At 40.1% G+C, this 24,449-nt stretch carries 18 protein-coding genes; 2 read left to right on the top strand and 16 right to left on the bottom strand.

The window, feature by feature from the left end:
• Nucleotides 1–2 precede the first annotated feature (2 nt).
• From tolR to ABJD71_RS08010, 11 genes are all read right to left on the bottom strand, one after another.
• Entirely contained in the window at nucleotides 3–425 is a 423-nt protein-coding gene (gene tolR / locus ABJD71_RS08060) for a protein TolR (protein ID WP_348167191.1), read from the bottom strand.
• Nucleotides 426–432: 7 nt separating this feature from the next.
• The gene (tolQ, locus tag ABJD71_RS08055) at nucleotides 433–1,134 is read right to left on the bottom strand and encodes a protein TolQ (RefSeq protein WP_348167188.1); all 702 of its coding nucleotides are present in this window, start codon (nucleotides 1,132–1,134) and stop codon (nucleotides 433–435) included.
• Entirely contained in the window at nucleotides 1,124–1,525 is a 402-nt protein-coding gene (ybgC, locus tag ABJD71_RS08050; protein WP_348167185.1) for a tol-pal system-associated acyl-CoA thioesterase, read from the bottom strand. Before ybgC ends, tolQ begins: the two co-directional genes overlap by 11 nt.
• Before the next feature lie 601 nt (nucleotides 1,526–2,126).
• A complete protein-coding gene (gene ruvB / locus ABJD71_RS08045; RefSeq protein WP_348167182.1) occupies nucleotides 2,127–3,134 on the bottom strand; it encodes a Holliday junction branch migration DNA helicase RuvB in 1,008 nt (335 codons plus the stop codon).
• A 64-nt stretch (nucleotides 3,135–3,198) separates the two neighbouring features.
• A complete protein-coding gene (gene ruvA, locus ABJD71_RS08040) occupies nucleotides 3,199–3,825 on the bottom strand; it encodes a Holliday junction branch migration protein RuvA (RefSeq protein WP_348167179.1) in 627 nt (208 codons plus the stop codon).
• Nucleotides 3,826–3,850: 25 nt separating this feature from the next.
• Entirely contained in the window at nucleotides 3,851–4,372 is a 522-nt protein-coding gene (ruvC, locus tag ABJD71_RS08035; protein ID WP_348111189.1) for a crossover junction endodeoxyribonuclease RuvC, read from the bottom strand.
• Between the two features lie 54 nt (nucleotides 4,373–4,426).
• Complete coding sequence (gene nudB / locus ABJD71_RS08030) at nucleotides 4,427–4,873, bottom strand: dihydroneopterin triphosphate diphosphatase (protein ID WP_348167176.1); 447 nt, start codon at nucleotides 4,871–4,873, stop codon at nucleotides 4,427–4,429.
• A 12-nt stretch (nucleotides 4,874–4,885) separates the two neighbouring features.
• Nucleotides 4,886–6,667: an aspartate--tRNA ligase gene (gene aspS, locus ABJD71_RS08025; protein ID WP_348167173.1), complete on the bottom strand. Its 1,782-nt coding sequence runs from the start codon at nucleotides 6,665–6,667 to the stop codon at nucleotides 4,886–4,888.
• A gap of 384 nt (nucleotides 6,668–7,051) precedes the next feature.
• Nucleotides 7,052–9,382, bottom strand: a complete 2,331-nt coding sequence (locus tag ABJD71_RS08020) for a response regulator (protein ID WP_348167170.1) — start codon at nucleotides 9,380–9,382, stop codon at nucleotides 7,052–7,054.
• Nucleotides 9,369–10,394 carry a cytochrome c peroxidase gene (locus tag ABJD71_RS08015; protein WP_348167167.1) on the bottom strand — a complete coding sequence of 342 codons (1,026 nt, stop codon included), beginning with the start codon at nucleotides 10,392–10,394 and terminating at the stop codon, nucleotides 9,369–9,371. The genes ABJD71_RS08020 and ABJD71_RS08015 overlap by 14 nt, the downstream gene beginning before the upstream one ends.
• A gap of 339 nt (nucleotides 10,395–10,733) precedes the next feature.
• Nucleotides 10,734–12,050 carry a sugar ABC transporter substrate-binding protein gene (locus ABJD71_RS08010; protein ID WP_348167164.1) on the bottom strand — a complete coding sequence of 439 codons (1,317 nt, stop codon included), beginning with the start codon at nucleotides 12,048–12,050 and terminating at the stop codon, nucleotides 10,734–10,736.
• A 603-nt stretch (nucleotides 12,051–12,653) separates the two neighbouring features.
• On the opposite strand from ABJD71_RS08010, the gene ABJD71_RS08005 reads away from it, so the two are divergent.
• Both ABJD71_RS08005 and ABJD71_RS08000 read left to right on the top strand, forming a co-directional pair.
• On the top strand, nucleotides 12,654–14,684 hold the full coding sequence (locus ABJD71_RS08005) for a methyl-accepting chemotaxis protein (RefSeq protein WP_348167162.1): 2,031 nt from the start codon (nucleotides 12,654–12,656) through the stop codon (nucleotides 14,682–14,684).
• Between the two features lie 397 nt (nucleotides 14,685–15,081).
• Entirely contained in the window at nucleotides 15,082–16,749 is a 1,668-nt protein-coding gene (locus tag ABJD71_RS08000) for a response regulator (protein WP_348167159.1), read from the top strand.
• Nucleotide 16,750: 1 nt separating this feature from the next.
• Here the strand turns inward: ABJD71_RS08000 and tilS are convergent, their stop codons facing one another.
• From tilS to lpxB, 5 genes are all read right to left on the bottom strand, one after another.
• Nucleotides 16,751–18,121: a tRNA lysidine(34) synthetase TilS gene (tilS, locus tag ABJD71_RS07995; RefSeq protein WP_348167156.1), complete on the bottom strand. Its 1,371-nt coding sequence runs from the start codon at nucleotides 18,119–18,121 to the stop codon at nucleotides 16,751–16,753.
• Between the two features lie 73 nt (nucleotides 18,122–18,194).
• Nucleotides 18,195–19,151, bottom strand: a complete 957-nt coding sequence (gene accA / locus ABJD71_RS07990; protein WP_348167153.1) for an acetyl-CoA carboxylase carboxyl transferase subunit alpha — start codon at nucleotides 19,149–19,151, stop codon at nucleotides 18,195–18,197.
• A gap of 53 nt (nucleotides 19,152–19,204) precedes the next feature.
• Nucleotides 19,205–22,696: a DNA polymerase III subunit alpha gene (dnaE, locus tag ABJD71_RS07985; protein WP_348167150.1), complete on the bottom strand. Its 3,492-nt coding sequence runs from the start codon at nucleotides 22,694–22,696 to the stop codon at nucleotides 19,205–19,207.
• Nucleotides 22,697–23,290, bottom strand: a complete 594-nt coding sequence (rnhB, locus tag ABJD71_RS07980; RefSeq protein WP_348167148.1) for a ribonuclease HII — start codon at nucleotides 23,288–23,290, stop codon at nucleotides 22,697–22,699.
• Nucleotides 23,287–24,447, bottom strand: a complete 1,161-nt coding sequence (gene lpxB / locus ABJD71_RS07975) for a lipid-A-disaccharide synthase (protein ID WP_348167145.1) — start codon at nucleotides 24,445–24,447, stop codon at nucleotides 23,287–23,289. Before lpxB ends, rnhB begins: the two co-directional genes overlap by 4 nt.
• Nucleotides 24,448–24,449 lie beyond the last annotated feature (2 nt).

Here is a 24,449-nt window from a genome sequence, read left to right as displayed (position 1 = left end):
GCCTAACTCTCCGGTGGAGTCGTCATTAACCCCACTGATGGCGCCCCTGCTCTTTGTAGCAACACCATCAACTGTACTACCTCACTATAAGGCACAGCACCATCGCCTCTTACCACGACAGGTAAATCAGGATCAATTTGTAATTGAGCAGCCACTAATGTGGCTAGTTCGACGGCAGACATGGGTTCATCTTGGGAATCACCAACATTCAAGAAGTACTGCCCTTCAGCATCTACCGACGCCACGATTGGTGGCTTAGCCTCCTCATCTAAAGGCTGCGAGTCTGCCTTAGGTAAATCTACCTTCACACCTTGAGTAATAAGAGGCGCTGTAACCATAAAAATAATCAACAATACCAACATTACATCGATATAAGGAACCACATTAATTTCAGAAACAGGGCGTCTACGCTTTCTTACATACATAGTTTATCTATCCAGCAGCTTGGTTAGTGTCGACACTAGATGAGAAGGCTTGTCTATGTAAAATACTCGAAAACTCTTCCATAAAATTACCGTAGCTATTTTCTAACTTTTCTACCTGGTGGCTAAAACGGTTGTAAGCTATAACGGCTGGAATGGCTGCAAATAAACCCATTGCAGTAGCAATCAAAGCCTCTGCAATCCCTGGAGCCACCATAGCTAAAGTTGCTTGTTGCTGGCCACCTAATGCAATAAATGAGTTCATAATTCCCCAAACAGTCCCAAACAAACCAATATAGGGACTAATTGATCCGGTTGTGGCTAAAAACGGTAACCTGCTTTCTAAACTATCAATTTCCCTAGATAAAGACACACGCATGGCACGAGATGCCCCCTCCATAATGGCATCTGCAGGTGTAGATGCACTCTTACGCAATTTCACAAACTCTTTAAAGCCAGCGCAAAACATACTAGCCATACCGCCTATAGACTCTCGAGCGGCCAACTCTTGGTAAAAACGATTTAAATCAACCCCAGACCAAAATTTATCTTCAAATTTTTTCATCTCACTGCGGGCAGCGTTCAACGCTCGGCTGCGCTCAATAATGAAAGCCCAAGAAGCGATAGACGCAGTAATTAACAACAACATAACCAGTTGAACTAGTAAACTAGCTTCTAAAATCAAATCGATAAAAGATAACTCAGATGACACGTGAAAATTCCCCTAATATTTTTTCTGGAATAGCTTGTGGTTTCATATTCAATATATTGACACAGGCGACTCGTATTAAAGCACTAACCAAAGGTTTATTGGCTGGGCTTATGATGACTTGTTTAAACACTAAACTGGCACGCTTCAATTCTACTATTTCGGTTTGAATACTCAACAACTCATTAAACCTTGCAGGGGCGTGATTATCCATTTCAACCCGTTTGACGACAAAACCCACAGAATGTTCCAAAAGAATATCTTGTTCTGTGCCCATTGCTCTCAACCACTCTGTTCTCGCCCTTTCCATAAACTTCAAATAATTGGCGTAATAAACAATACCACCAGCATCAGTATCTTCGTAATAAACACGAATTTTATAGTCAAAGCTCATATTAATTTTAATTTCTTCTGTCAATAATTTAGCAACTCAAAAACTCAACAAATGAGAGTTGAGTATCAATATTTAATAGTTATGCTACCAAGTTGTAAATAAACAACCCCTTGAATTTATCTTGCATTGTCATAAAAAACTTTAAAAATCAAAAGATTACACATAAAAACAAGACGCCTAAGGTAAAAACCTCTGTTAACTAACATTTTTATAGTGAATAAACATTCAAGCTAAGTTAATACCCATTATTTAAATTGAAATCTCTTTAGAATCAGAAAAAATAATAGAACAATAAACAACCCAAATAAAAAACACTTATAAATCATAAGGGTAGAGATAATATTAACCTAAAGTATTAAATTTACTTTTTTTCATAAAAAAATACATTAGTTTTTCTAATCTTTAATATCAATTTTATTCAGTTGTGTAAGTAACTATAACTCTTACAATAGTACTTGTCCCTAGAGCTACAGAGTAACTTTGAAGCGAAAACGCTAAAAGTGAAAATAGTTTTTTGACTTGTTCTTTGGATTTATTCCCTTCAACTAATTTTTAGTTGCTTGCCCACACATCTGTGTGGGCTTTTTTTTGCTTAAAATAATTATTCTGGGGTGTAATCTATTCCAAAATGTAAGAAGGCTCTTTTTGAAGCTATGCGCCCTCTAGGGGTACGTTGTAAAAAACCCTGTTGTATCAAAAATGGCTCTATGACATCTTCTATAGTATCGCGTTCCTCACCAATAGCAGCGGCTAAGTTATCTAAACCTACAGGACCCCCCATAAACTTTTCAATTATGGCCAGTAATAATTTCCGGTCCATGTAATCAAAACCTTCTTTATCTACATCTAACATATCTAACGCTTGTGCGGCCACATCAGCTGTGATTTTGCCATCAGCTTTTACTTCAGCAAAATCTCGTACCCGTCTTAACAAACGGTTGCTTATTCTCGGTGTACCTCTAGAGCGTTTGGCTACTTCAAAGGCCCCTTCTTCTTCCATAGTTAAATCTAAATAACTGGCAGAACGTTTTACGATTTGGGTGAGGTCTTTGACATTATAAAACTCTAGGCGCTGCACTATGCCAAAACGATCTCTAAGTGGAGACGTCAAAGAGCCCGCTCTTGTGGTTGCACCAATTAAGGTAAAAGGAGGTAACTCTAACTTTATTGAACGTGCGGCTGGCCCTTCACCAATCATAATATCGAGTTGGTAATCTTCCATGGCAGGATACAATATTTCTTCTACTACCGGACTCAAACGATGTATTTCATCAATAAACAACACATCATTTTCTTCAAGGTTTGTTAATAGCGCCGCTAAATCACCGGCTTTTTCTAAAACAGGGCCAGAGGTGGTTTTAATATTTACCCCCATTTCATTAGCCACTATGTTAGCCAAAGTAGTTTTACCTAAACCGGGGGGACCAAAAATTAATAAATGGTCAAGTGCATCACTACGCTTACGTGCTGCTTGAATAAAGATTTCCATTTGCGAGCAAACATGATCTTGCCCAGTGTAATCAACCAACATTTTAGGTCGAATGGCGCGGTCAACCACTTCATCTTCATGACTAGCGGTGGGTTTTATTATACGGTCGGCTTCAATCATTGTGACTTATTACCAATAGCTTTAGTGTTTTTTTATACAGTATCAAATTTATTGCCAGCCGTCTCTAATTTGCCATCGCTCGTAACGCTCCTCTAATAAGTACTTCGCTACTCATATCTTCTTGATGCACTGAATTAATCACTTTAGTGGCTTGAGGTGCTTTATATCCTAAAGCAATTAAGGCACTTAAGGCTTCTTCTTTAGCGTCGGTGCGCTGTACAAACGTATTTTCTACAGGTAAGTCTGGGGTCAAATGAACGGTTTCAGCATACCCTTGATCTTTCGCTAGTTTGCTTAACCTATCTCGCATTTCAATCACTAAACGCTCTGCGGTCTTCTTACCGACACCAGGTAATTTAGTTAATCCGGTCACGTCCTCCATACTCACGCACTGCATAAACTGCTGCGCATTCATACCAGATAAGATCGTCAAGGCTAGTTTAGGCCCCACACCACTGGCTTTAATTAATTCACGAAACACCGCACGCTCTTGCTTATTGGCAAATCCAAACAGCAGTTGTGCATCTTCACGGGTCACAAAGTGAATACAGATATTCGCTTCTTGACCAATTTCTGGTAACTGGTAAAAACTGGTCATAGGCACATGAACTTCGTAGCCCACACCACCGGCTTCGATAAGTATTTCAGGTGGCTGTTTTTCAAGTAAGATACCGCGAAGGTTACCTATCATGGTGTTTCCTTATTTGTTTTTATGACTAACGCAGGCGACCGCGTACGGTTTTTGAGGCTTGACCAGACATTTTAATTAAACTCTGTTGGGTATGATTGTGGCATAAAGCCACCGCTAATGCGTCTGCTGCATCAGCTTGGGGCTTGGCTGCTAAATTAAGTAAGTATGTCACCATGTGCTGAACTTGTGATTTATCGGCACTTCCCTTGCCCACAACCGACTGTTTAATTTGTCTGGCAGAATATTCTGCCACCGGTAAATCAAACGTGGTAGCGGCAACAATAGCCGCTCCTCTGGCTTGCCCTAGCTTAAGAGCTGAGTCAGGATTTTTTGCCATAAACACCTGTTCTATTGCGAACTCAGTTGGCTGAAACTGATGAATTATTTCACTTACGCCATCGAAAATTTGCTTCAACCTACCGGCAAGTTCATCGCCTTGTACCCGAATACAACCACTAGCCACATACTCAGACTTTTGCCCAACTTTTTTAATTACCCCATAACCCGTAATACGTGAACCTGGGTCAATCCCTAAAATTAGTGCCATAAAGTAATCACTCGGAACACGCACCCAGCATAAAAACAGCAGTATGTTAGATGATTAGTTGGCATTTGGCACATACAATGAGATTGCCTCACGATTAGTCTCAGACCAAACTTTTTCCATGGCCGCCTGTTTATCTAACCAAACATAAGCCGAATGCTCAGTCAGTACAACAGACTCATCATTTGCCACTTCAACGGCAAATACATACTCAGTGTTAAAAGGGGTATTTGGCGGATAGCGGTGTTTCCACATATCGCGAATTTCATAGGTATTAACTTTTTGGCAGTCTTGTAATTGGTAACCGTTTTTAGCGATATCAATCCCTGTTTCTTCTTGTACTTCACGCATAGAAGTATCAAATGGTTCTTCGCCAAGTTCGAGAGTTCCGGTCACCGATTGCCAAAATTCAGGGTCATCGTTACGCTGCATCACCAATACCTGCCCTGCTTGGTTGTATACAACCGTAAGGGCAGATTTTGGGATGCGGTACATTGAAGTCATTTCAGCTAAAACTTAATCAGCTTTACGTTCTGTTTCTTTCTTTTCAATAACTGTGCGGATAGACAACTCTTTCAGTTGCTCTGGGTTTGCTTCACCCGGTGCATCGGTTAATGGGCAAGCCGCAGTAGTCGTTTTAGGGAACGCCATCACATCACGAATAGAGGTTGCCCCCGTCATTAACATCACCATACGGTCTAAACCAAAGGCTAAACCAGCATGAGGAGGCGCACCAAATTTGAGTGCTTCGAGTAAGAAGCCAAATTTCATTTCGGCTTCTTCATCACTAATGCCTAGCAATTTAAACACACACGCTTGCATCTCTTGATTATGAATACGAACCGAACCACCACCTAACTCACAGCCATTTAAGACCATGTCATAGGCATTTGATAACGCGCCAGCTGGGTTAGCGGCTAACTCTTCTGGTGTCATATCTCTCGGTGCTGTAAAGGGGTGATGTAACGCATAAAATTGGCCATCAACTTCTTCAAACATTGGGAAGTCAACCACCCATAGTGGTTTCCATTCGCCTTCTAGTAGCTCTAAATCTTCGCCTAGTTTTAATCTAAGTGCACCTAATGCTTCGGTTACTACTGTATTGGTGTCGGCACCAAACAATAAAATATCGCCACTTTGCGCGCCTGCACGCTCAACAATGCCTTTCGCTACGTCTTCGCTTAAGAACTTAAGAATTGGCGACTGTAGACCTTCCATACCAGCATCAAGGTTGTTGATTTTCATCCACGCTAGGCCTTTCGCACCATAAATACCCACAAACTTACCGTAGTCATCAATTTGCTTACGAGACAATTTAGCCCCGCCAGGCACACGTATTACTGCAACACGACCTTTTGCATCGTTTGCTGGGCCAGAAAACACCTTAAACTCAACATCTTTGAGTAAATCTGCAACATCGGTTAATTCTAATGGGTTACGTAAATCTGGCTTATCGCTACCAAAACGACGCATGGCATCGGCGTAAGTCATACTAGGGAAATCACCTAAGTCAACGTTAAGCATTTTTTGGAATAAATCGCGCACTAACCCTTCAGTAATAGACATCACACCATCGGCATCTAAAAAGGTGGTTTCGATATCAATTTGGGTAAATTCTGGTTGACGGTCAGCACGTAAATCTTCGTCACGGAAACACTTTACGATTTGATAATATTTATCCATGCCTGACATCATCAACAATTGCTTAAACAACTGCGGTGATTGTGGTAACGCAAAAAACTGACCTTTATGGGTACGACTTGGTACTAAATAATCACGGGCACCTTCAGGTGTAGCCTTAGTCAAAATAGGCGTTTCTATATCCAAGAAGCCATCGTTTTCTAGATAGTTACGTACACTACTGGTGACTTTTGCTCTAAATTTAAGACGGTCACTCATCAAAGGACGGCGTAAATCTAAATAACGGTACTTTAAACGCTGCTCTTCAGAGTTTTCTTGATTCCAATCTAAAGGCAAAGGCGCAGCTTTATTTAAGATAGTTAAAGACTTACCTAGCATTTCGATCTCGCCGGTAGACATATCTTTATTCACTTGGCCATCAGGACGAGCTCGTACTAACCCTGTTAACTGCACACAAAATTCATTACGTAGACTGTTTGCCACGTCAAATACATCGGCTAAATCAGGATCAAATACCACTTGAACCACACCTTCACGGTCACGTAAGTCAAGAAAAATCACACCGCCTAAATCACGGCTACGGTTAACCCAACCACATAAGGTGACAGTTTGTCCGATATAAGAAGAATTGATGTTGCCACAATAGTCTGTGCGCATGAAAAACGACCTCTAAAAAGCGTAAAATTGATAAAATTTAAGGCCGCGTAGTATATACCTAAACCTTGTAACCAAGCCACCCTACTTTGTTGTAATTACAAGCTTTTGCAACATAACGTTTAAGTAGAAGACTTAAACACCTAACTATCCATAATTTAGTAATATTGGTTGCTAATTTTTAGCGAGAATATTTTGCACAACATTTACAATAGCCTCGCCATTGTGAACTATCGAAAAATAAGGAACTTAATACTTTATGGTAACCATATGATATTTAACGATTTAAATCGCCCGCAAGCTTCTGTAGTGCATGTCAAAGTTTAGCGTGTAGTGTTTTCTATTGGATAGGCATTGCCGCTTAAATATTTCGCCTTACCCCCCCAACTATTGAGCTACGTAAGGAAGGCAATAAGTACTGACAACCTTTTCTAATTGGGCTTTATCAAAAGGTTTACCCAAGTGGTCATTCATACCTATATTATGATAATGCTCAATATCAGTTAACATCACATTGGCGGTTAATGCCACAATAGGCAATTGCTTAGCACTAAATTTCTTACGTAATTCTGCTGTTGCTTTAAGTCCATCCATTATAGGCATTTGGATATCCATTAACACCAATGCATAGTGGCCTTGTTCGACTTTTTCGATAGCCTCAACCCCGTTTAATGCTGTTTCTACCTCTATGCCTAAATGATTAAGCATATCGATGGCTATCATTTGATTAATTTCGTTGTCTTCTACCAACAAAACTTTACTGTCGCTAAATCCTAACTCGGTAAAAACTTTAGCCTCTAACTCGTGGCTATGAGACAACTCATCATCTGTAATTAAGATGCCTTTTAACACTTGTTCTAATTCTAATAACGTAACAGGTTTACTCAAAAAATGTGTGCCTTCGCATGCATGTAACTGCTCTTGTAAATAGTTGGTATTAAACGCACTGCAAAAAATAATGTGCTCGGGACAAAGGGGCATTTCAGATAACTTCTGAAACAAAGCCAACCCGTTCATTTTCGGCATTTGCCAATCAATAAAAGCGAAGTCATATTGATAGTTCTGGCAACTTTGTATGGCTTCATCGGGGGTGGTAAAGCTTGTAACTTGCATTCCAAAGTTCATCAACATTCGCTCTAAAACAATAGTACTGATGGGATGGTCTTCCACCAGTATTACAGACTGTCCAACCAAGGTTTCAAAATGGCACTCTGGTTGTATTTTTTTATCGGCAATGCCAATAGGTAGCCTCACCACAAAGGTAGACCCTTCTTCTAAGACACTGTCTATGCTAATGTCACCTTCCATTAGTTCCACCAACAATTTACAAATAGACAAACCCAATCCCGTGCCGCCGTATCTGCGGGTGGTAGACAGTTCAGCTTGAGTAAAGCGCTGAAACAAATGCTGTTGTTGCTCATGACTTAACCCAATACCCGTATCCTTCACAGACACCACTAGCACAGGCTCATCATCTGCCGACATAAGCAATTTGACACAAATCAATACATGCCCTGATTCAGTAAACTTAATGGCATTACTACTTAAATTTAATAAAATTTGGCCAATTCTGACCGAGTCACCATGTAACACATTAGGTAAATCTTCTTGAATATCAAAAATCAGCTCAAGTCCTTTGTCTGATGCATTTTTAGCTAACATCATTTTCAAGCTCGCCACCAGCTCCAACATACTAAAATCTACTTTTTCAATATGTAATTTTTTAGATTCAATTTTTGAAAAGTCTAAAATGTCATTGATGATAGTCATCAATGATTTAGCCGAAAAACGAATATTGTCTAAATAGTTGCGCTGAATTTCGCCAAGTTGAGTGGTTAAACATAAATCGGTTAAGCCTATGATACCATTCATAGGAGTGCGAATTTCATGGGACATATTAGACAAAAATTGAGCTTTAACCTTAGCGGCATCTTCTGCTTGCTTGGTTTTAATTTTAAGTTGGACAGACTGTCGCCAAAACATACAGGTTAAAATTGCAAATACTGCCACCATCAACTGCACCCAGCTCAGTTTCATATTTTGCTCTAAAACTATACGCTCATGATGTGTGATACTGACTTGTTCAGTTAACGTATTCACAAAAGGCAATGATTGGATTGCCATTATTTTTTGCTGGGCCAGAGTAGTATTTTCAAGCACAAACTCAATATGCTTTTTAAGCATACCCCAGCGTAGTCCTGGGTGATCAACCCTCATTAACAGTTCGTCGTTAAGCCGAATTAATTCCCTTAAATAATCTGCTTTATCGATACTGGGAAGGCTTTTAAAAGACAATAATCCAGCAAGTAACTGTTCACCCACCCTGCGAACCGACAAGCCACTACCAGCGAATACACTCAAACTTTTAGCCAAAAAACGATGGGAAGTTTTCAGCATAGTTTCAAGCTGCATATAATGGGAAATACTTGCGCTAAAATGACTATATTGCTGCTGAAGTTCTGGCTCTTGCGCCAAAGCCTGACTTAATAAATCAGCCTTTAGTTGCAACTGAGCGCTTTTGTCGTAATGTACTACATCAGCATAACCTATCATTAAGGTTTCAACTCTAATTTTAGACACCGTAGCTTGTAAGGTGTTTAGGTTAGCTAATTGCTTATCGATTTGTTGCTCTTGCTTTAAATCATCAATTAACTGCATACCAGCTAGCAACACAAGAATAAAGCAAACGCCTTCAATCATATAACTAGCGCGATGCATGCGGTACCTCCGTGTATGGCCTGCCTGAAAACGATTTCAATGCCGCTACTAAATCATTCACATCTTCTTGCGACAAACTCAACCCCAGTTGACCTTGTGCCATAATTATCACAGCCTCTTCTAAGGTAGCCACCGACCCATTATGAAAATAAGGCGCGGTGTCTGCCACATTACGCAAAGAAGGCACCTTAAATACATACTTATCTTCTATGTTTTTAGTCAATTCATAGCGACCTAAATCATCTAACAATTTTGCGGGCATTCGGTCAATCCGCCCTAATTTTTGGTACAGATTACCGCCAATATTAATACCTTGGTGGCACGTGCTGCACCCAAAATTAGAAAACTTGGCATAGCCACGTTGCTGCTGAAGGGTTAACGCACTTTTATTGCCTAATAAATAGAGATCAATAGGGGCATTAGGCGTAATAAGGGATTCTTCAAAGAGGCGAATTGCTTTGACAATAGCCTGCTGTGTTATACCTTCTGAGCTAATCGTCGAAAACGCCTGATTAAATTCAGGATCTTGTTTAAGCTTACTAATGACATCCTGCCAATTAGTGGCCATTTCGTTTGGGTTATGGATAGGCTCGGCAATTTGTTCGGCTAAATTATGACTACGACCATCCCAAAACTGCCTGAAATTGAATACTGAATTAAACACACTAGGAGAATTTCGCTCGCCTAACAGGCTACCCACCCCCAAAGAAAGAGGTAACCCATCATCACCGCCATAATCAAGTAAATGGCAAGACGCACACGAAATACTATTATCACTAGACAACAGCGTGCTATTAAATAAGGCCTTGCCTAATTGCACCCACTTAACATTCGAAACCATTGACCGAGGAATAGGTTGAATAGGGCCGTCCACTTGCTCAAAGTGATACTCTGTTTCGCTGGCCAACTCGACAATTTCAACGGGCGGTAAACAATAATAATAATACCCTACAAGTAGCCCCAAACAAGACAACCCTGACCACAGCAACCCTTTATAATATCCAATAGGCAAACCAATATTCCTAATCGGTAAAAATTATCACTAAGCTTAATTCGATATTTGAAATATTCAAACCAAAAGTCTATTTTTCATCCTATTTGTGTGTTTTAAGCCCATATCAAATCGTGTTGTATCATCAATGGAAGGGTGGAATCTTAGGAAGGCGATTCTGTTAAACTGACTTAACCCTGACAATCATGTCTGGGTTAAGTGTTGAGCTAATTAACTACTTTAGCGTGTTTGCATTAGTGGCATAAAAAGCACTCGCGTTGCAATTCAACGTTACACTGGCTTAAAAACCAGTGCATGCGAAGCTGCTTAATTTAATACCTTGATATCTTCAAGTGAACATTAAAGTTCATCGTAATAGCCAGCTCGTTTCATTTCACGTACAGCAATTTTTTGGGCATGCTCTAATGCTTCTCTAACACTAGTATCTCCTTTTAGTGCATCTGCTATTTTAAGGCCAGTAGTGCCACCAATAGAAACAAATTCTGGTATGGGAACAAACTGAATACCTGAATAAGGGGAAGGCTCTAACGTATTATTATCAGGGTCTGCATTAGTTAGTGCTGCAAGCTCTGCCTGAGCAAAATTTCCTACTGCTGCCTCGAAGGAGCTATTTTTATAAGTAGAAAATCGCGTACCAGTAGGTACATTTTCCCATCCATTTTTTTCTGCTACTCGCTGAATATAACGTTTTGATGTGGCCCAATTAATAAATAATTGGGCTTCCTTGGTATTGACTGCTTTTTGTGGAATGGCGAGAGACCATGCCCAAAGCCAACTAGCCCCTCGAGAGGTAGTTTGATAAGGGGATTCAGCATACGACCAGAGCTCTGAAAAATTACTTTCTGCAGGGTTGTTAAGGAAAGAAGCTGCCACTGAAGCGTCAACCCACATGCCGCACTTCCCTGCTCTAGATAGCGCCAGTATCTCAGAGAAACTATTATTCTCTGAATTAGGCGGACCATAATTTACAAGGAGGTTGACATAAAAACTCACTGCTTTATTCCAAACGGCACTATTAATTTCTGGTTTCCAATCCATATCAAACCAGCGGCCACCAAAGCTATTCACTATAGTGGATATCAGAGCCATGTTGTCTCCCCAGCCCGGTTTTCCGCGGAGACAGATACCATAAATACCATTATTAGGATCATGAATGCTTTTCGCAGCATTCAGTATCTCATCCCAAGTAGGTCTATTCTCGAAGGATAGACCAGCTTTTTTCAACAAATCTTTACGGTACATGAGTATGGAGCTTTCACCATAGAATGGTGCTGCAAAGAGCTCTCCTTGGTAAGATAATCCACTTCTAATAGTTGGAAGGACATCATTTATCTGGTATTCATTATCAGGTTCTAAAGGGATAAGCCAATTGCGCTTTGCCCAGATTGGAGTCTCATATAAACCAATTGTCACCACATCATAGAGACCGCCGCCAGATGCAATATCAGCGATAGTGCGCATGCGCAGACTACCTTCGTTATAAACATGCCATTTTAAAGTGATACTGGGATAATCGCGTTCGAATTCAGGAGTTAACTTTTGCATTTCTATCATATGCGCATTGTTAACTGTCGCGATATTTAGCTCTACAGAAAAGACCCGAGCGCTGAGCGTACTCGAACATAACATAAGGATGTAAATAGAAAAAAATTTCATCTGTATTTCATCTTAATTGTCTTACATTTAATACAAAACCGTGATTATTTCAGAACTTAAAAAGCACTCTGTCATTCATCACCCCCCTCCAATGATCTAACTAATATTCAAATAAACCAAATTCATTTCGTAATGAGCAATAGTTCACTAGTTACTGAAATACTTCAGAATATTTATCAAATAGAAACACAAAATAGTGAAAATCATTGACTTAACAGCGAACTCATGAGAAAAAACCCAAGAGCAGGGCAAATGCTCACACATTTGGATTGCATAATCAAAACAATATTTTTATTAGACAATATAAACATGTGTTTGTAAGGGCTTAATCTAGATAGATTAACTAGACAATACTGATAGAAAAGTATCGTATCTTTGAAATATGGGTGAATCGGCTGAAAAAAGCTGAGTTTAAAAACTAAAAACACCATAGCAGTGCAATAATTCACAGGTACTCAACGCACCAAAAGCTGGATAGCATGTCTGGTAGCAAGCCCTCCTAAACTTACCCTACGCGGTAAAATTAAAACTCGACTGTTATAGATGGCCATCAATGGCACCTAATTTTAATTAAATGACATAACCTTGGGCTCAGTGAAATTTATGCATATATCGAACGTTAACTTGTCTACCAAAATTACTGTAAGTTTTTCTTTTATCGGCTTGCTGTTTATAGTCATGATGCTGTTGGGGTTTATAAACGGCAAGAAAGTAATCTCAGGACTAACTTTAATCAATGAAGAATCATCTCCCGTTATCGTCTTTTCGTCAAAAATCAATGAACTAATGAAAGCTAAAGAGCCTTTGGTTCTAAAGCTGTTATCAAGTAACAACGCGCTAGAATATAATGGCACTGCAAATCAACTTAACGCAAACAATACGCTAATTGCATCAACACTAAGTGATTTTGATAAACTTGAATTAGGTGGTGATTTTTCGGCCCTAGTTGACGAGTCACTCAAACAATTAAAAGTAAACATGCAGCAAGTAGAATCAGACTCTCTTTCACTTATCAACGAACAGTCAGACATAATTGACTCTATTCAGAAGTCGAATCAAATTATAGCGACCCTCGATAATTTACGAGAAGAAATATCACCTTTACTTGCAGACACACTAATTGAAATCGAAAATGAATCTGTTATTTCAATATTGCATGAAATTAACGTTTCTGTGGTTTCTGGTATGTTAGTTATTGAAAGAATCGCTAATACAACGTCACTAGACAAACTTTACGAAAATAGTAGCCAATTTGTTAACTGGCAAAATCAGCACTCAAACCTTCTACCTTCTTTGATATTTGCTTCCACAGAACCTCAATTTCAAAACTTTGTTCGTGAACTATCGAAGCTAACGTTATCTTTACTAGATGCGGTTGAGGGAAAACAAGGGTTATTGGCTATTCAAACAAGAAAGTTAGAATTAATTTCCCAACAAAAAATAGATTCTGCAGAGCTCTATTCAAAAATAAGCAACACAACCAACTTAACAGAACGACTGCTTACAAATGCCTTCGCACAAAACATGCAACTTTCTACAAGTATAAGTGATGACACTAAGCACCAGAATAACGTAAGTATTATCGTTGGTATTTCAATATTACTCGGCATTGTTCTTTTATCAATATGGATGACGCGTTTTATACGCAAAGCAATGCAGCTAGTTATGGATGAATTAAGCTATTTATCTAAGGGTATTTTGCGCACTATTCCTGCAATGAAGTCTGATGATGAATTTGGACGTTTAAATGGCTACCTAATTGACGTTGTGAGTAACCTTAAACAAACAATATTAGAGATTGAAGACTCTTCGAAGAAAGTAGAAAACTCAGTAGATTCTGTCGTCAATGGCTCAAAAGATACGCTTACCATAGTGCGAAAACAAAAAGATGAATTAGATATGGTTGCCACCGCGTTAGTCCAAATGGGAACAACTTCAGATGGTGTAGCTCAACACACCGAAAAAACCCACGAAGCCGTAATTGGTGCAGTAGAACTTGCTAAAAACGGTAGACAAAAAGTTCAGCAAAACCATCAAAAAATAGAACAAGTAGCTTCTCAGATAGATAAAACGTTATCTGCCATCACTAATTTAGATACGGGTGTAAAAAGTATAGAAAGCATAATAGATACTATTACTGATATTGCTGACCAAACAAACCTTTTAGCTCTAAACGCAGCTATCGAAGCTGCGCGGGCAGGAGAACAAGGCCGAGGGTTTGCCGTTGTAGCCGATGAAGTACGCACACTGGCCACTAGAACTCAACAATCAACTTTGGAGATCCATCAAAAAATATCCTCTATGATTGTTGACTCAAAACTCGCGGTAGAGGTAACTATTCAAAGTGAAACATTAGTGAATGAAAGCTTACTACAGGCAAAACGTGCAGATGAAATTATTGTTAACTTTGAAGACAAAATGTCAGCTATCCAAAGTTTAAGTTACCTTATTTCTACTGCTGCTGAAGAACAAGCAGTTACTGTCACTGAGCTTGATAGAAACATTAATAGAATTATGACATTAGCAGATGAAACGAGCACCAAAGCAGAGTCAGCCAAAAACGTAGCAACCTCCCAAGTAGAGATTGCAGCGAACTTGGAAAATAATGTATCCAAGTTTATTTTTGAACGATAAGAAATTGAATTACATCACTCTAAATAATATAAGTTGCTTGGATATAGCTTTTGGTAAGACTTTATATATTTATTAGTTTGCGTTCTACTGCGACCAAAGTAGCGCGTTAGGTGAGAGTTATTAACATAACCTTGCCAATAGGCTAGTAACTCTATGATGTGATGATGTATGTCCGTTTACCTGCTTCCTTTTTATCTACTTCTTTTGCCTTAAGAAGTTAGCTTACTATTCAACTAATTCTCTGAACTGTCAATAATGTTAGTTTTTTAAACTAAGCTTTAAATTAATTTATACCCTATAACATGCCTGATTATGTTGAAATGCTAGACAATTAGCTTGGGTAATAATAGATTACCGTTAGTCTGTATAAACATATGATTTGTAAAGGAATGAAAGCTTGATAGAAATCCCTGATGAAAAGCCTTGGAATGAGTTAAATGTGCTGATTATTGATGGGCAAGCGTTGGTACACACGGTCGTAAAAGCAGCTCTAATTGATGCTGGAATTAAAAAAATTCAAAGTGCCCATAACGCCTATACAGCTTTGCGTTTATGTAGTTCAACTAAGTTTGACATGGTATTAATTGCGTTTGATGTAAAAAGTGATAAAGACGGTTTTAATCTTTTAGAAGAGATGAAGTTTAAAGGGTATATAAAAAAAACCACCTGTGTCATTTTTCTCAGTGCCGATACCAGTGAAGGCTTAGTTAATTGTGTTGTAGAAATGGAGCCCACAGATTTTTGGGTAAAGCCATTAGATCAGTCTAAGGTTGAACACCGCATTCAACAGCTGTTAATGATAGAGAAAAAACTCTATGCATTGCGTTATTGCTTCGAAAAAGAAGAATATGCCACGGCTATCTATTACGCTGAAAGACAATTAAAAGATGAAACCTTAGTTTTATATCATCCTCATATAAACCGCATAATTGGGCGCAGTTTAATCAATTTACGTGAGTATAGAGAAGCACAGCGTTTTTATGAAAAATTAACAGAAACCTATGATTATGCATGGGTTCATGTAGGTTTGGCCAATTCATTTTTAAAGCAAGATATGATTACAGAAGCGTCTGATTTAACAGATGCACTGCTTGAACGTGAAGACACTAAGTTTGCCACCTACGACTTACTGGCTGAGTATTATATTTCTAAAGAAAACTTTCAGATGGGTTACCAAATTATTCAAGAAGCAACTAAATTGGCCCCTCGTAGTATTGAACGTAACAAAAACTCTTGGAATTTAGCTAGGTTAAATCACGATAGATTAGGCCAATATGCTGCCACTAGAAACATGCTGAAGCATGCCAAAAACTCAATTCATGATACGCCTTTACTGCAGCTCAACGTGATACGTTCAGCAATTGATCTTGCACCAACTCTTTCTTATGCAGAAGCCAATAAGTTAATCGCCAGAACAGAAAGAAACATAAAAGAATTAAAGTCAGATTTTGGTGCTGCTAATGAATTAGGCGAACAGATAAATATCATTGAAATTCGAATAATGAATTCTAGGCAAAATAAAAGGGAAGCAGAAAAAGCCTTACAAAGACATTTTCAAAAGAACTTACCGGTTAAGGCCCAAAAGTATTTTGAAGATAACCTAGATAAAGTTAAGGCTTATCACGAAGTAGGCATGTGGGAACAGTCAATGCTTTTACTTGAACAAATGAAAGAGTTTATGTCACAAGATTCTTTCACAGGTAAAGTGTTAACCGCTTATATTGAGCAAGAGTCTAAAGAGCGTAAAGATATTCGTTACAACCCAAGAGAAATTGCCGAAATGGCTTCCTCTTATTACAAAAATCAGCGTTACCAACCAGCCTATAATTTATTGTGCCAAGCCACACAGCTATCGCCAAATAACAAAAGTATTATGGTGAGTATTTTAAAAGTACTGGCGATTATCGCTGAAGAAGATGGCCTGGCAGAGCAAGAAACAGAGCACGCAAAAGGATGTATAGAATCCTTAGAGTCCGCACAACTAACAGAAACTCAACAAACGGATTTTGAAGAATATAAAAGTCGTATTTCGAAAGCCCTAACAAAAGCAAGTTTAGGTATTTAAACTACTTTTTCATAGAAATAAATAGGCGATGAACGTTGTCGAGCGTTAATGGGGCTTGGTAGCTTTGGGCTTCATTTATTAACCCTACAACTTCTTTGTTCTGAACAATAATCAAGGTGTTATCACGTACCCATGGTGGTACCTTCCATAGTTTAAACCATTGTTTTATGGGTTTACTATATTGGCTGCCTTGGGGTTTGAACTTTGCTGAATAACCACCTAACCTCACGGTTATTGGCCCTAAATTTGGGTTAATGGTTAGGTATGCTTGGGAGCTATCTAATTCGTTATTACTTTGGCTAAAACATAAGCCATTTAAGCCGCCTGGCAAGTTCATAGTGCTTTCACCTTGCCATAGGGTTTCAAACTCAGGTAAATCAACGGGCTCGGGGATCACGTAAAGTTGCTGATTAAAACGTCTAAATTGCCAACTTTGCCACTGCAAAATAGGGCTGGCATCTGCTGCTGCCAACAAAACTTGTGGTAATAGTTGCTGTAGCACTGCTAATGATGGGTTCGAAATACCTTGCTGTGAAAGCCAATAGCGCACCACTTGATGTAACCAATTTTCATTTAGTTTACTTAGTTCACTAACAGGCAAGCTATTTTCAGAGGTTCGCATATTGTTTAATTTTTCAGCACTGATTTCATCTAACATATCTTGCTGTTGAGCGCATAACAGGGCGCTACGTGATACCGAGCTTGCCAGTTCTGGCCACCTACTTTGCAAAATGGGTAAGACATCTAGTCGTAAAAAATTTCTATCAAATTTGGCGTCTTGATTTGATTCATCTTCAACCCACTTAAGATGTTGTTGCTCTGCATATTCTAAGATGTGCTTTTGGCTAACGTTTAAAAGCGGGCGATAAAAGTTGACTGTTTTAGACTCTTTCCCCACTGCAATTGTGACAGCCCATTGCGGATTCATGGCACCTAAGCCTTTAGGGCCTGCCCCTCTTTTTAGCTGTAGCAAAAAGGTTTCTAGCTGATCGTCTTGGTGTTGCCCCAGTAAAATATGGCTATCAGCGGGGGCCAGCTCCACAAGTTTTTGATAGCGAGCATCTCGGGCTTGGGCTTCTAGGCTTTGCCTTGCTTGTGCTTCAACAGCTACATTGGCAGTTTGAAAAGCAACATTAAGGTCAGCGCAAACTTGTTGACAGTGAGCTTGCCAAATATCAGCATTTTGGCTGAGACCATGGTGAATATGTATAGCGTGTAACTTAAATGTGTACTCTTGGCTTTGCCTAAGCTCGCTTAAAGCATGTAGCAACACGTGAGAGTCAACCCCACCACTATAGGCGACCACAACGTCATTCGCCTCACATAGGGGTGAGGCTGATAAATGTATGTTTAATGCGCTAAGTGGTGACATTAGATCCCAAAAACCAAAAAGCCATCTGCCTTAAACCAGCAAATGGCTTTGTAGTATAACGTGAGTTTATAGCTTAGCAGTAGCCAAAAGACATTAAACGTTTGTAACGCTCGTCTAGCAACTCTTCTGTAGATAAACTACCTAACTGTGCTAACTGCTGTTTAATCGTCGCTTTTAGGTTTGCCGCCATGCTCTCGTGGTCACGATGGGCACCACCTAATGGCTCGTCAACTATGTGATTAATCAAACCTAACTCTTTAATTTGACCGGCACTTACGCCCATGGCTTCAGCTGCTTGCGGGGCTTTTTCCGCACTTTTCCACAAGATAGAGGCACAACCTTCTGGAGAAATAACTGAGTAGGTACTGTATTGCAGCATATTAACTCTGTCTCCCACTCCAATAGCAAGTGCGCCACCAGAACCACCTTCACCAATTACGGTACAAATAACAGGGACTTTTAAACCCGCCATGACTTTTAAATTTTTGGCAATGGCTTCACTTTGGCCACGCTCTTCTGCACCTACACCTGGGTACGCACCAGGAGTGTCGATGAAGGTAATGATAGGTAAATTAAAACGTTCTGCCATTTCCATCAAGCGAAGGGCCTTCCGGTAGCCTTCTGGTTTAGGCATACCAAAGTTACGTTTAATTTTTTCTTTAGTATCTCGGCCCTTTTGGTGGCCAATGATCATGACTGGTTGCTCATCAATTTTAGCCAAACCACCCACTATCGCTTTGTCGTCAGCGAAGGCACGATCTCCAGCTAACTCATCAAAGTCTGTACACATAAACTCAATGTAGTCATAGGTATAAGGACGCATTGGGTGGCGGGCTATTTGCTGTACCTGCCACGCTCCTAAATCTGCAAAGATTTTACGACTTAATTCTGCACTTTTCTCTCGAAGTTTAGTGATTTCTTCTTCGAGACTAACGTCGAACTCTCCCCCTTGATTGACCAATCTTAATTCTTCAATCTTCGCTTCTAAATCGGCGATGGGCTTTTCGAATTCCAAAAAATTTACACTCATTGAACACCTAATAATAATTTGTTGCGCATTTCATTTGTCATGTACTGCTTAGATTAATGAAATTCTAAATTAACCTGCGGCTTACCTAATAACTGTTGTAGGTCATATAATAACTCATCTTGTGGCGTAACATACCACTGAGCACCCAAGGTTAGGTCTACTTTTGCATCCGGGTGTACATAATGTACCTGAACCGGGCAACTTCCACCTTGATATGGTTTAAATATGGTCTGTAGTTTACCCACCGTTGATGCATTGCACCAGCTAGATTGCATTTGTAACTGCAAACATTTTGCATTTTTCTCTCGAGCCTGCACTAAGTCCATAGCATCGCGGGCCGACATTGTATTGCCACCAGAGAATTCATCAAAGCTGACCTGTCCACTTATGACCAGTATTTTATCAGCTTGCAGCAATTCTTCGTACTGCTCTAGCATATCGGGGAAAAACCTAACGTCTATTCTGGCACTTTTATCATCTAGGGTCACTAATGCCCAACGTCTACCCCGTTTGTTAGTCATGACTCTCACACCTAGTACTAGTCCAACCGCGTAGGCAGTTTGGTCTCTATGGGTGGGTTTTAAGTCAACTAAACGTGTGGGTGCATAATGCTTAATTTCATTCACATATTGATTTATTGGGTGGCCTGTTAGGTATAAACCTAAGGTGTTTTTTTCACCTTCTAACCATACCTTCTCTGGCCACTCAGGAACATTAGCAAAGGCTTGTTGTACTTGTTCAGGCTCTGTGGTGAGTAAACCAAACATATCTGACTGGCCTGATGTTTGATCTTTAGCATGTTGCCCTGCTGCGGCTAAGGCATCGGGTAAAGAAGCCATTAAAGATGCACGATGAGGCCCTAAATTATCTAATGCTCCGGCTAATACCAATTTTTCTAATATGCGTTTATTAATGCGTTTGATATCAATTTTGGCACAAAAGTCAAACAAGTCGCTAAACTTGCCTTGCTCTTCTCTCGCTTCGATAATGGCTTCAATTGGACCTTCACCGACCCCTTTCACGGCGCCTATGCCATAAACAATGCGGCCTTCTTCATCCACTGTGAACTTATGACTCCCAGCGTTCACATCTGGGGGTAATATGGTTAACCCCATACGGTCACATTCATCTACTAGTGTCACAATTTTATCTGAGTTATCCATATCAGCAGACATTACCGCCGCCATAAACTCGGCAGGATAATGAGTCTTAAGCCACAAGGTTTGATATGAAACTAAGGCATACGCAGCAGAATGAGATTTGTTAAAACCGTAGCCAGCAAATTTTTCAACCAAATCGAAAATTTTACCAGCTAGATTTGGGTCTATACCATTGTCTTCAGCACCAGCTTCAAAGGAGCCTCGCTGCTTTTCCATTTCTTCGGCTTTTTTCTTCCCCATAGCCCGACGTAATAAATCGGCGCCACCTAGGCTATAACCCGACATTTCTTGGGCTATCTGCATAACTTGTTCTTGGTACAAGATAATACCGTAGGTAGGTTGCAAGATTTCTTTCAAGCATTCATGCTGATATTCGGCATCAGGGTAAGAGACTTCTTCGCGGCCATGTTTACGATCAATAAAGTTGTCAACCATGCCCGACTGCAAAGGCCCGGGTCTAAATAGAGCTACCAGTGCGATGATATCTTCAAAAGAATCAGGTTTAAGGCGCTTGATTAGCTCCTTCATACCTCGAGATTCAAGCTGAAACACTGCGGTGGTTTCAGCATTTTGTAATATTTTAAATGAGCGGGGATCTTCTAACGGGATAGACGCGATATCAACATCGATATTCTTACCAAGCTTAATCATATCAATGGCCCATTGAATAATGGTCAAAGTACGTAAACCGAGGAAATCGAATTTAACTAGCCCAGCTGTTTCTACGTCATTTTTATCAAATTGTGTGACCGGGTTTTTACCTTCGTCATCACAATACAAAGGGGCAAAGTCGGTAATGACTGTTGGTGCGATAACCACCCCCCCCGCATGCTTACCTGCATTACGAGTGACGCCTTCTAAGATACGGCACATATCGATGAGTTCTTTTACGTCTTCATCTTCGTCGTAAGCTTCTTGTAATCTAGGCTCTTCTACAAAGGCCTTCTCTAGGGTCATACCCGGTGTAGGTGGTATCAGTTTAGAAAGACGGTCAACAAAACCATAAGGATGCCCAAGTACCCTTCCCACATCACGTACCACGGCTTTTGCCGCCATAGTTCCAAACGTAATGATTTGTGACACCGCATCACGTCCATACATTTCTGCAACATGATCGATTACTTCATCACGCCTGTCCATGCAAAAGTCAACATCAAAATCGGGCATAGATACCCGCTCTGGATTCAAGAAGCGTTCAAATAGCAAATCGTATTCAAGTGGATCAAGATCGGTAATGTCTAAGGCGTAAGCAACCAATGATCCAGCACCAGACCCTCGACCGGGACCAACTGGAATATTGTTATCTTTACTCCATTGAATAAACTCCATTACTATCAAGAAATAACCGGGGAACCCCATTTGGTTTATCACGCCCAGTTCAATTTCTAGCCTTTCATCGTATTCTGGACGTTTTTCAACTCGCTCTTGCTCATCTGGAAACAAAAAAGCTAAACGCCTTTCTAAGCCTTCTCTAGATACCTTAACTAAAAAGTCTTTGATATCCATACCTTCAGTGGGAAAGTCCGGTAAAAAGTAGGTTCCTAGCTGTACGGTAACGTTACATCGTTTAGCAATTTCTACTGTATTTTGTAATGCCTCAGGGATATCTGAAAATAGCTCTGCCATTTCGTCTGGAGAACGTAAAAATTGTTGTTCGCTGTATTCTTTAGGTCTGCGAGGGTCAGCTAAGGTAAAACCATCATGAATAGCCACTCGAATTTCGTGAGCCTCAAACCCTTCTTTATCAATAAAGCATACTTCGTTGGTGGCCACTACAGGTAAATCATGTTGTCCGGCCCACTCGACCGCTCGGTGAATATAATCTTCTTCACCCAGCCTTGCGGTTCGCGTTAACTCGACATAATAGCGGTCTGCGAAATGCTCTTGGTAAAACTGTGTAATCGACGATGCTGTAGTATGATTTCCTTTAGTTAAGGCAATACCTAAGTCGCCAGCTTTCCCACCAGAGATAATCAACACACCTTGGTTATGCTCTTCTAACCATTGTTTGTCAATTACTGATTTATCTTGAAGGTTGCCTCGTAAGTAAGCTTTTGAAATAAGTAAAGTAATGTTTTTATAACCATGATTATCTAAGGCGAGTAACGTGAGGCGAAAAATTCGCCCTTCCATTTCGTCACTTTGCACCCAAAAGTCGGTGCCGATAATAGGTTTAATACCGTTGCTATGTGCTTGGCCGTAAAACTTGACTAAGCCACACATATTCATTTGATCGGTTACGGCTACCGCAGGCATGTTTAACTCTTTAACCCGGGCCATTATAGGCTTCACTTTGTTCAGCCCGTCTACCATAGAAAAATCACTATGCACACGTAAGTGCACAAAGCTAGGGGAAGGGGAAGGGGAAGGTAGTTGTTCTGTCATTTATTCGCCTGCTAATTGGCCATGGCGCGCCGCAAGAGACCGCTGCACAGGCTTAAAACTCATTCGATATTCGGGTAACGGACCTAATTCCAATAGTTTAGCGAGATGAAAAGCGGTTGGATACCCTTTATGTTTAGCAAAGCCATATTCTGGATATTGGGCGTCTAAGTCGAGCATTTCTTGATCACGAGTTACTTTAGCGATTATAGATGCTGCGGAGATTTCGGCTATAAGTCCATCTCCTTTTACAATGGCTTCGCTAGAGTATCCCCAAGGGGGGCAACGATTTCCGTCAACCATAACGTGCTCTGGTTGTATTGTTAAGCCTTCAACTGCCCTTGTCATTGCTAGCATAGTGGCATGAAGAATGTTTAGTTCATCTATCTCTTTAGGGCTGGCTCGGCCAATTGACCAGACTAACGATTTTTGTTTAATTTCTTCAGCTAGAACCATGCGCTTCTTTTCTGACAATTTTTTAGAATCAGCCAAACCTACTATGGGCCGAGTAGGGTCAAGTATTACCGCAGCGGTAACGACGTCTCCTACCAAAGGACCGCGCCCCACTTCATCGACCCCAGCTAATAAACGACTCATACCTTTACCTCAACCAAGTTAGAAACAGCTAACGCTGCTTGATGATCAGCTCCTTTTCTGAGGGATTGATGCAATATTTCGAACTTTTCTATAAGCGCTAGCTGTGATTCAGAGTCTTTCTCTTTCAGCATGGGTAGCAGTAGATCCGCTATAGTTTGTGGATTCACGTCATCTTGCAATAACTCTGGGATAAGCTGTTCATCAGCTAATACATTAGGTAAGGTAAAATACTTAGCCTTGTAAAGCCACTTCATCATTTGATAGGTTAGCCCACTCAGCTTATAAGCTGCCACCATATTCTTCTTACAAAACATAGTCTCTAACGTTGCCGTACCAGAGGCTAACAATACGGCATCTGCCGCTATCATTACTTCTCTGGCATGGCCTATTACAATTTGGATATCTAATTCAGGAAGATGCTGGCGGATATAGTCATCAACTTGTGCTTTACGCTGCCTATTAACAACGGGTATCACCACTTTAAAGCTTTCAAGTTGAGTCTCTAACAACAGTGACGCTTTAATAAATATATCTAAAAGAGTGTCAACTTCTCGTTTACGGCTACCTGGCAATACAGCTAAAACTAATTGTTTTTCTTTAATCTGCAGCGATTGTCTAGCCTTTAGTTTATCAGGCTTTAAGTCAATATCGTCAGCCATGGTATGCCCAACATATTCACAGGGAATATTGTGTTTATCGTAAACTTGTTTCTCAAAGGGAAAAATACTTAACACTAAGTTGGTAGCTTTCGCTATTTTAAAAATCCGCTTTTCTCGCCATGCCCAAACGGTTGGGCTAACGTAATGAACAGTTTTGATGTTCTGCGCTTTCAATTTAGTCTCAAGCCCCAAATTAAAATCAGGCGCATCAACACCAATAAATACATCCGGTGGGTTTTCTAAGAAGTGGTGTAATAATGCTTTACGTATGAACATTAATCGGCGCAGTTTAGGAATAACTTCGATGAGCCCCATTACTGATAACTCTTCCATTTCAAATAATGAGTGGCAGCCTTGGGCTAACATTTTTGGCCCAGCAATACCTTCAAAAGTAGCATTTGGATATTGAAGTTTTAACTGTTTAACCAAACCAGCTGCAAGTATGTCTCCAGATGTTTCACCCGCGACTATGCCTATCCTAAGTATATTGTCGCTCATGG

The organism is Paraglaciecola sp., assembly GCF_039943935.1.
In the GTDB taxonomy this organism is placed as follows: domain Bacteria; phylum Pseudomonadota; class Gammaproteobacteria; order Enterobacterales; family Alteromonadaceae; genus Paraglaciecola.
The sequence above is the reverse complement of the archived record's forward strand: the minus strand, read 5'-3'. Positions and strand labels throughout refer to the sequence as shown.

Coding starts and splice junctions, on each gene's coding strand:
- ABJD71_RS08005 (WP_348167162.1), top strand. CDS start 12,654: ATGCATATATCGAACGTTAACTTGTCTACCAAAATTACTGTAAGTTTT.
- tilS (WP_348167156.1), bottom strand. CDS start 18,121: ATGTCACCACTTAGCGCATTAAACATACATTTATCAGCCTCACCCCTA.
- ABJD71_RS08020 (WP_348167170.1), bottom strand. CDS start 9,382: ATGCATCGCGCTAGTTATATGATTGAAGGCGTTTGCTTTATTCTTGTG.
- ybgC (WP_348167185.1), bottom strand. CDS start 1,525: ATGAGCTTTGACTATAAAATTCGTGTTTATTACGAAGATACTGATGCT.
- ruvC (WP_348111189.1), bottom strand. CDS start 4,372: ATGGCACTAATTTTAGGGATTGACCCAGGTTCACGTATTACGGGTTAT.
- rnhB (WP_348167148.1), bottom strand. CDS start 23,290: ATGAGTCGTTTATTAGCTGGGGTCGATGAAGTGGGGCGCGGTCCTTTG.
- ruvA (WP_348167179.1), bottom strand. CDS start 3,825: ATGATAGGTAACCTTCGCGGTATCTTACTTGAAAAACAGCCACCTGAA.
- ruvB (WP_348167182.1), bottom strand. CDS start 3,134: ATGATTGAAGCCGACCGTATAATAAAACCCACCGCTAGTCATGAAGAT.
- tolR (WP_348167191.1), bottom strand. CDS start 425: ATGTATGTAAGAAAGCGTAGACGCCCTGTTTCTGAAATTAATGTGGTT.
- lpxB (WP_348167145.1), bottom strand. CDS start 24,447: ATGAGCGACAATATACTTAGGATAGGCATAGTCGCGGGTGAAACATCT.
- dnaE (WP_348167150.1), bottom strand. CDS start 22,696: ATGACAGAACAACTACCTTCCCCTTCCCCTTCCCCTAGCTTTGTGCAC.
- nudB (WP_348167176.1), bottom strand. CDS start 4,873: ATGACTTCAATGTACCGCATCCCAAAATCTGCCCTTACGGTTGTATAC.
- ABJD71_RS08010 (WP_348167164.1), bottom strand. CDS start 12,050: ATGAAATTTTTTTCTATTTACATCCTTATGTTATGTTCGAGTACGCTC.
- aspS (WP_348167173.1), bottom strand. CDS start 6,667: ATGCGCACAGACTATTGTGGCAACATCAATTCTTCTTATATCGGACAA.
- accA (WP_348167153.1), bottom strand. CDS start 19,151: ATGAGTGTAAATTTTTTGGAATTCGAAAAGCCCATCGCCGATTTAGAA.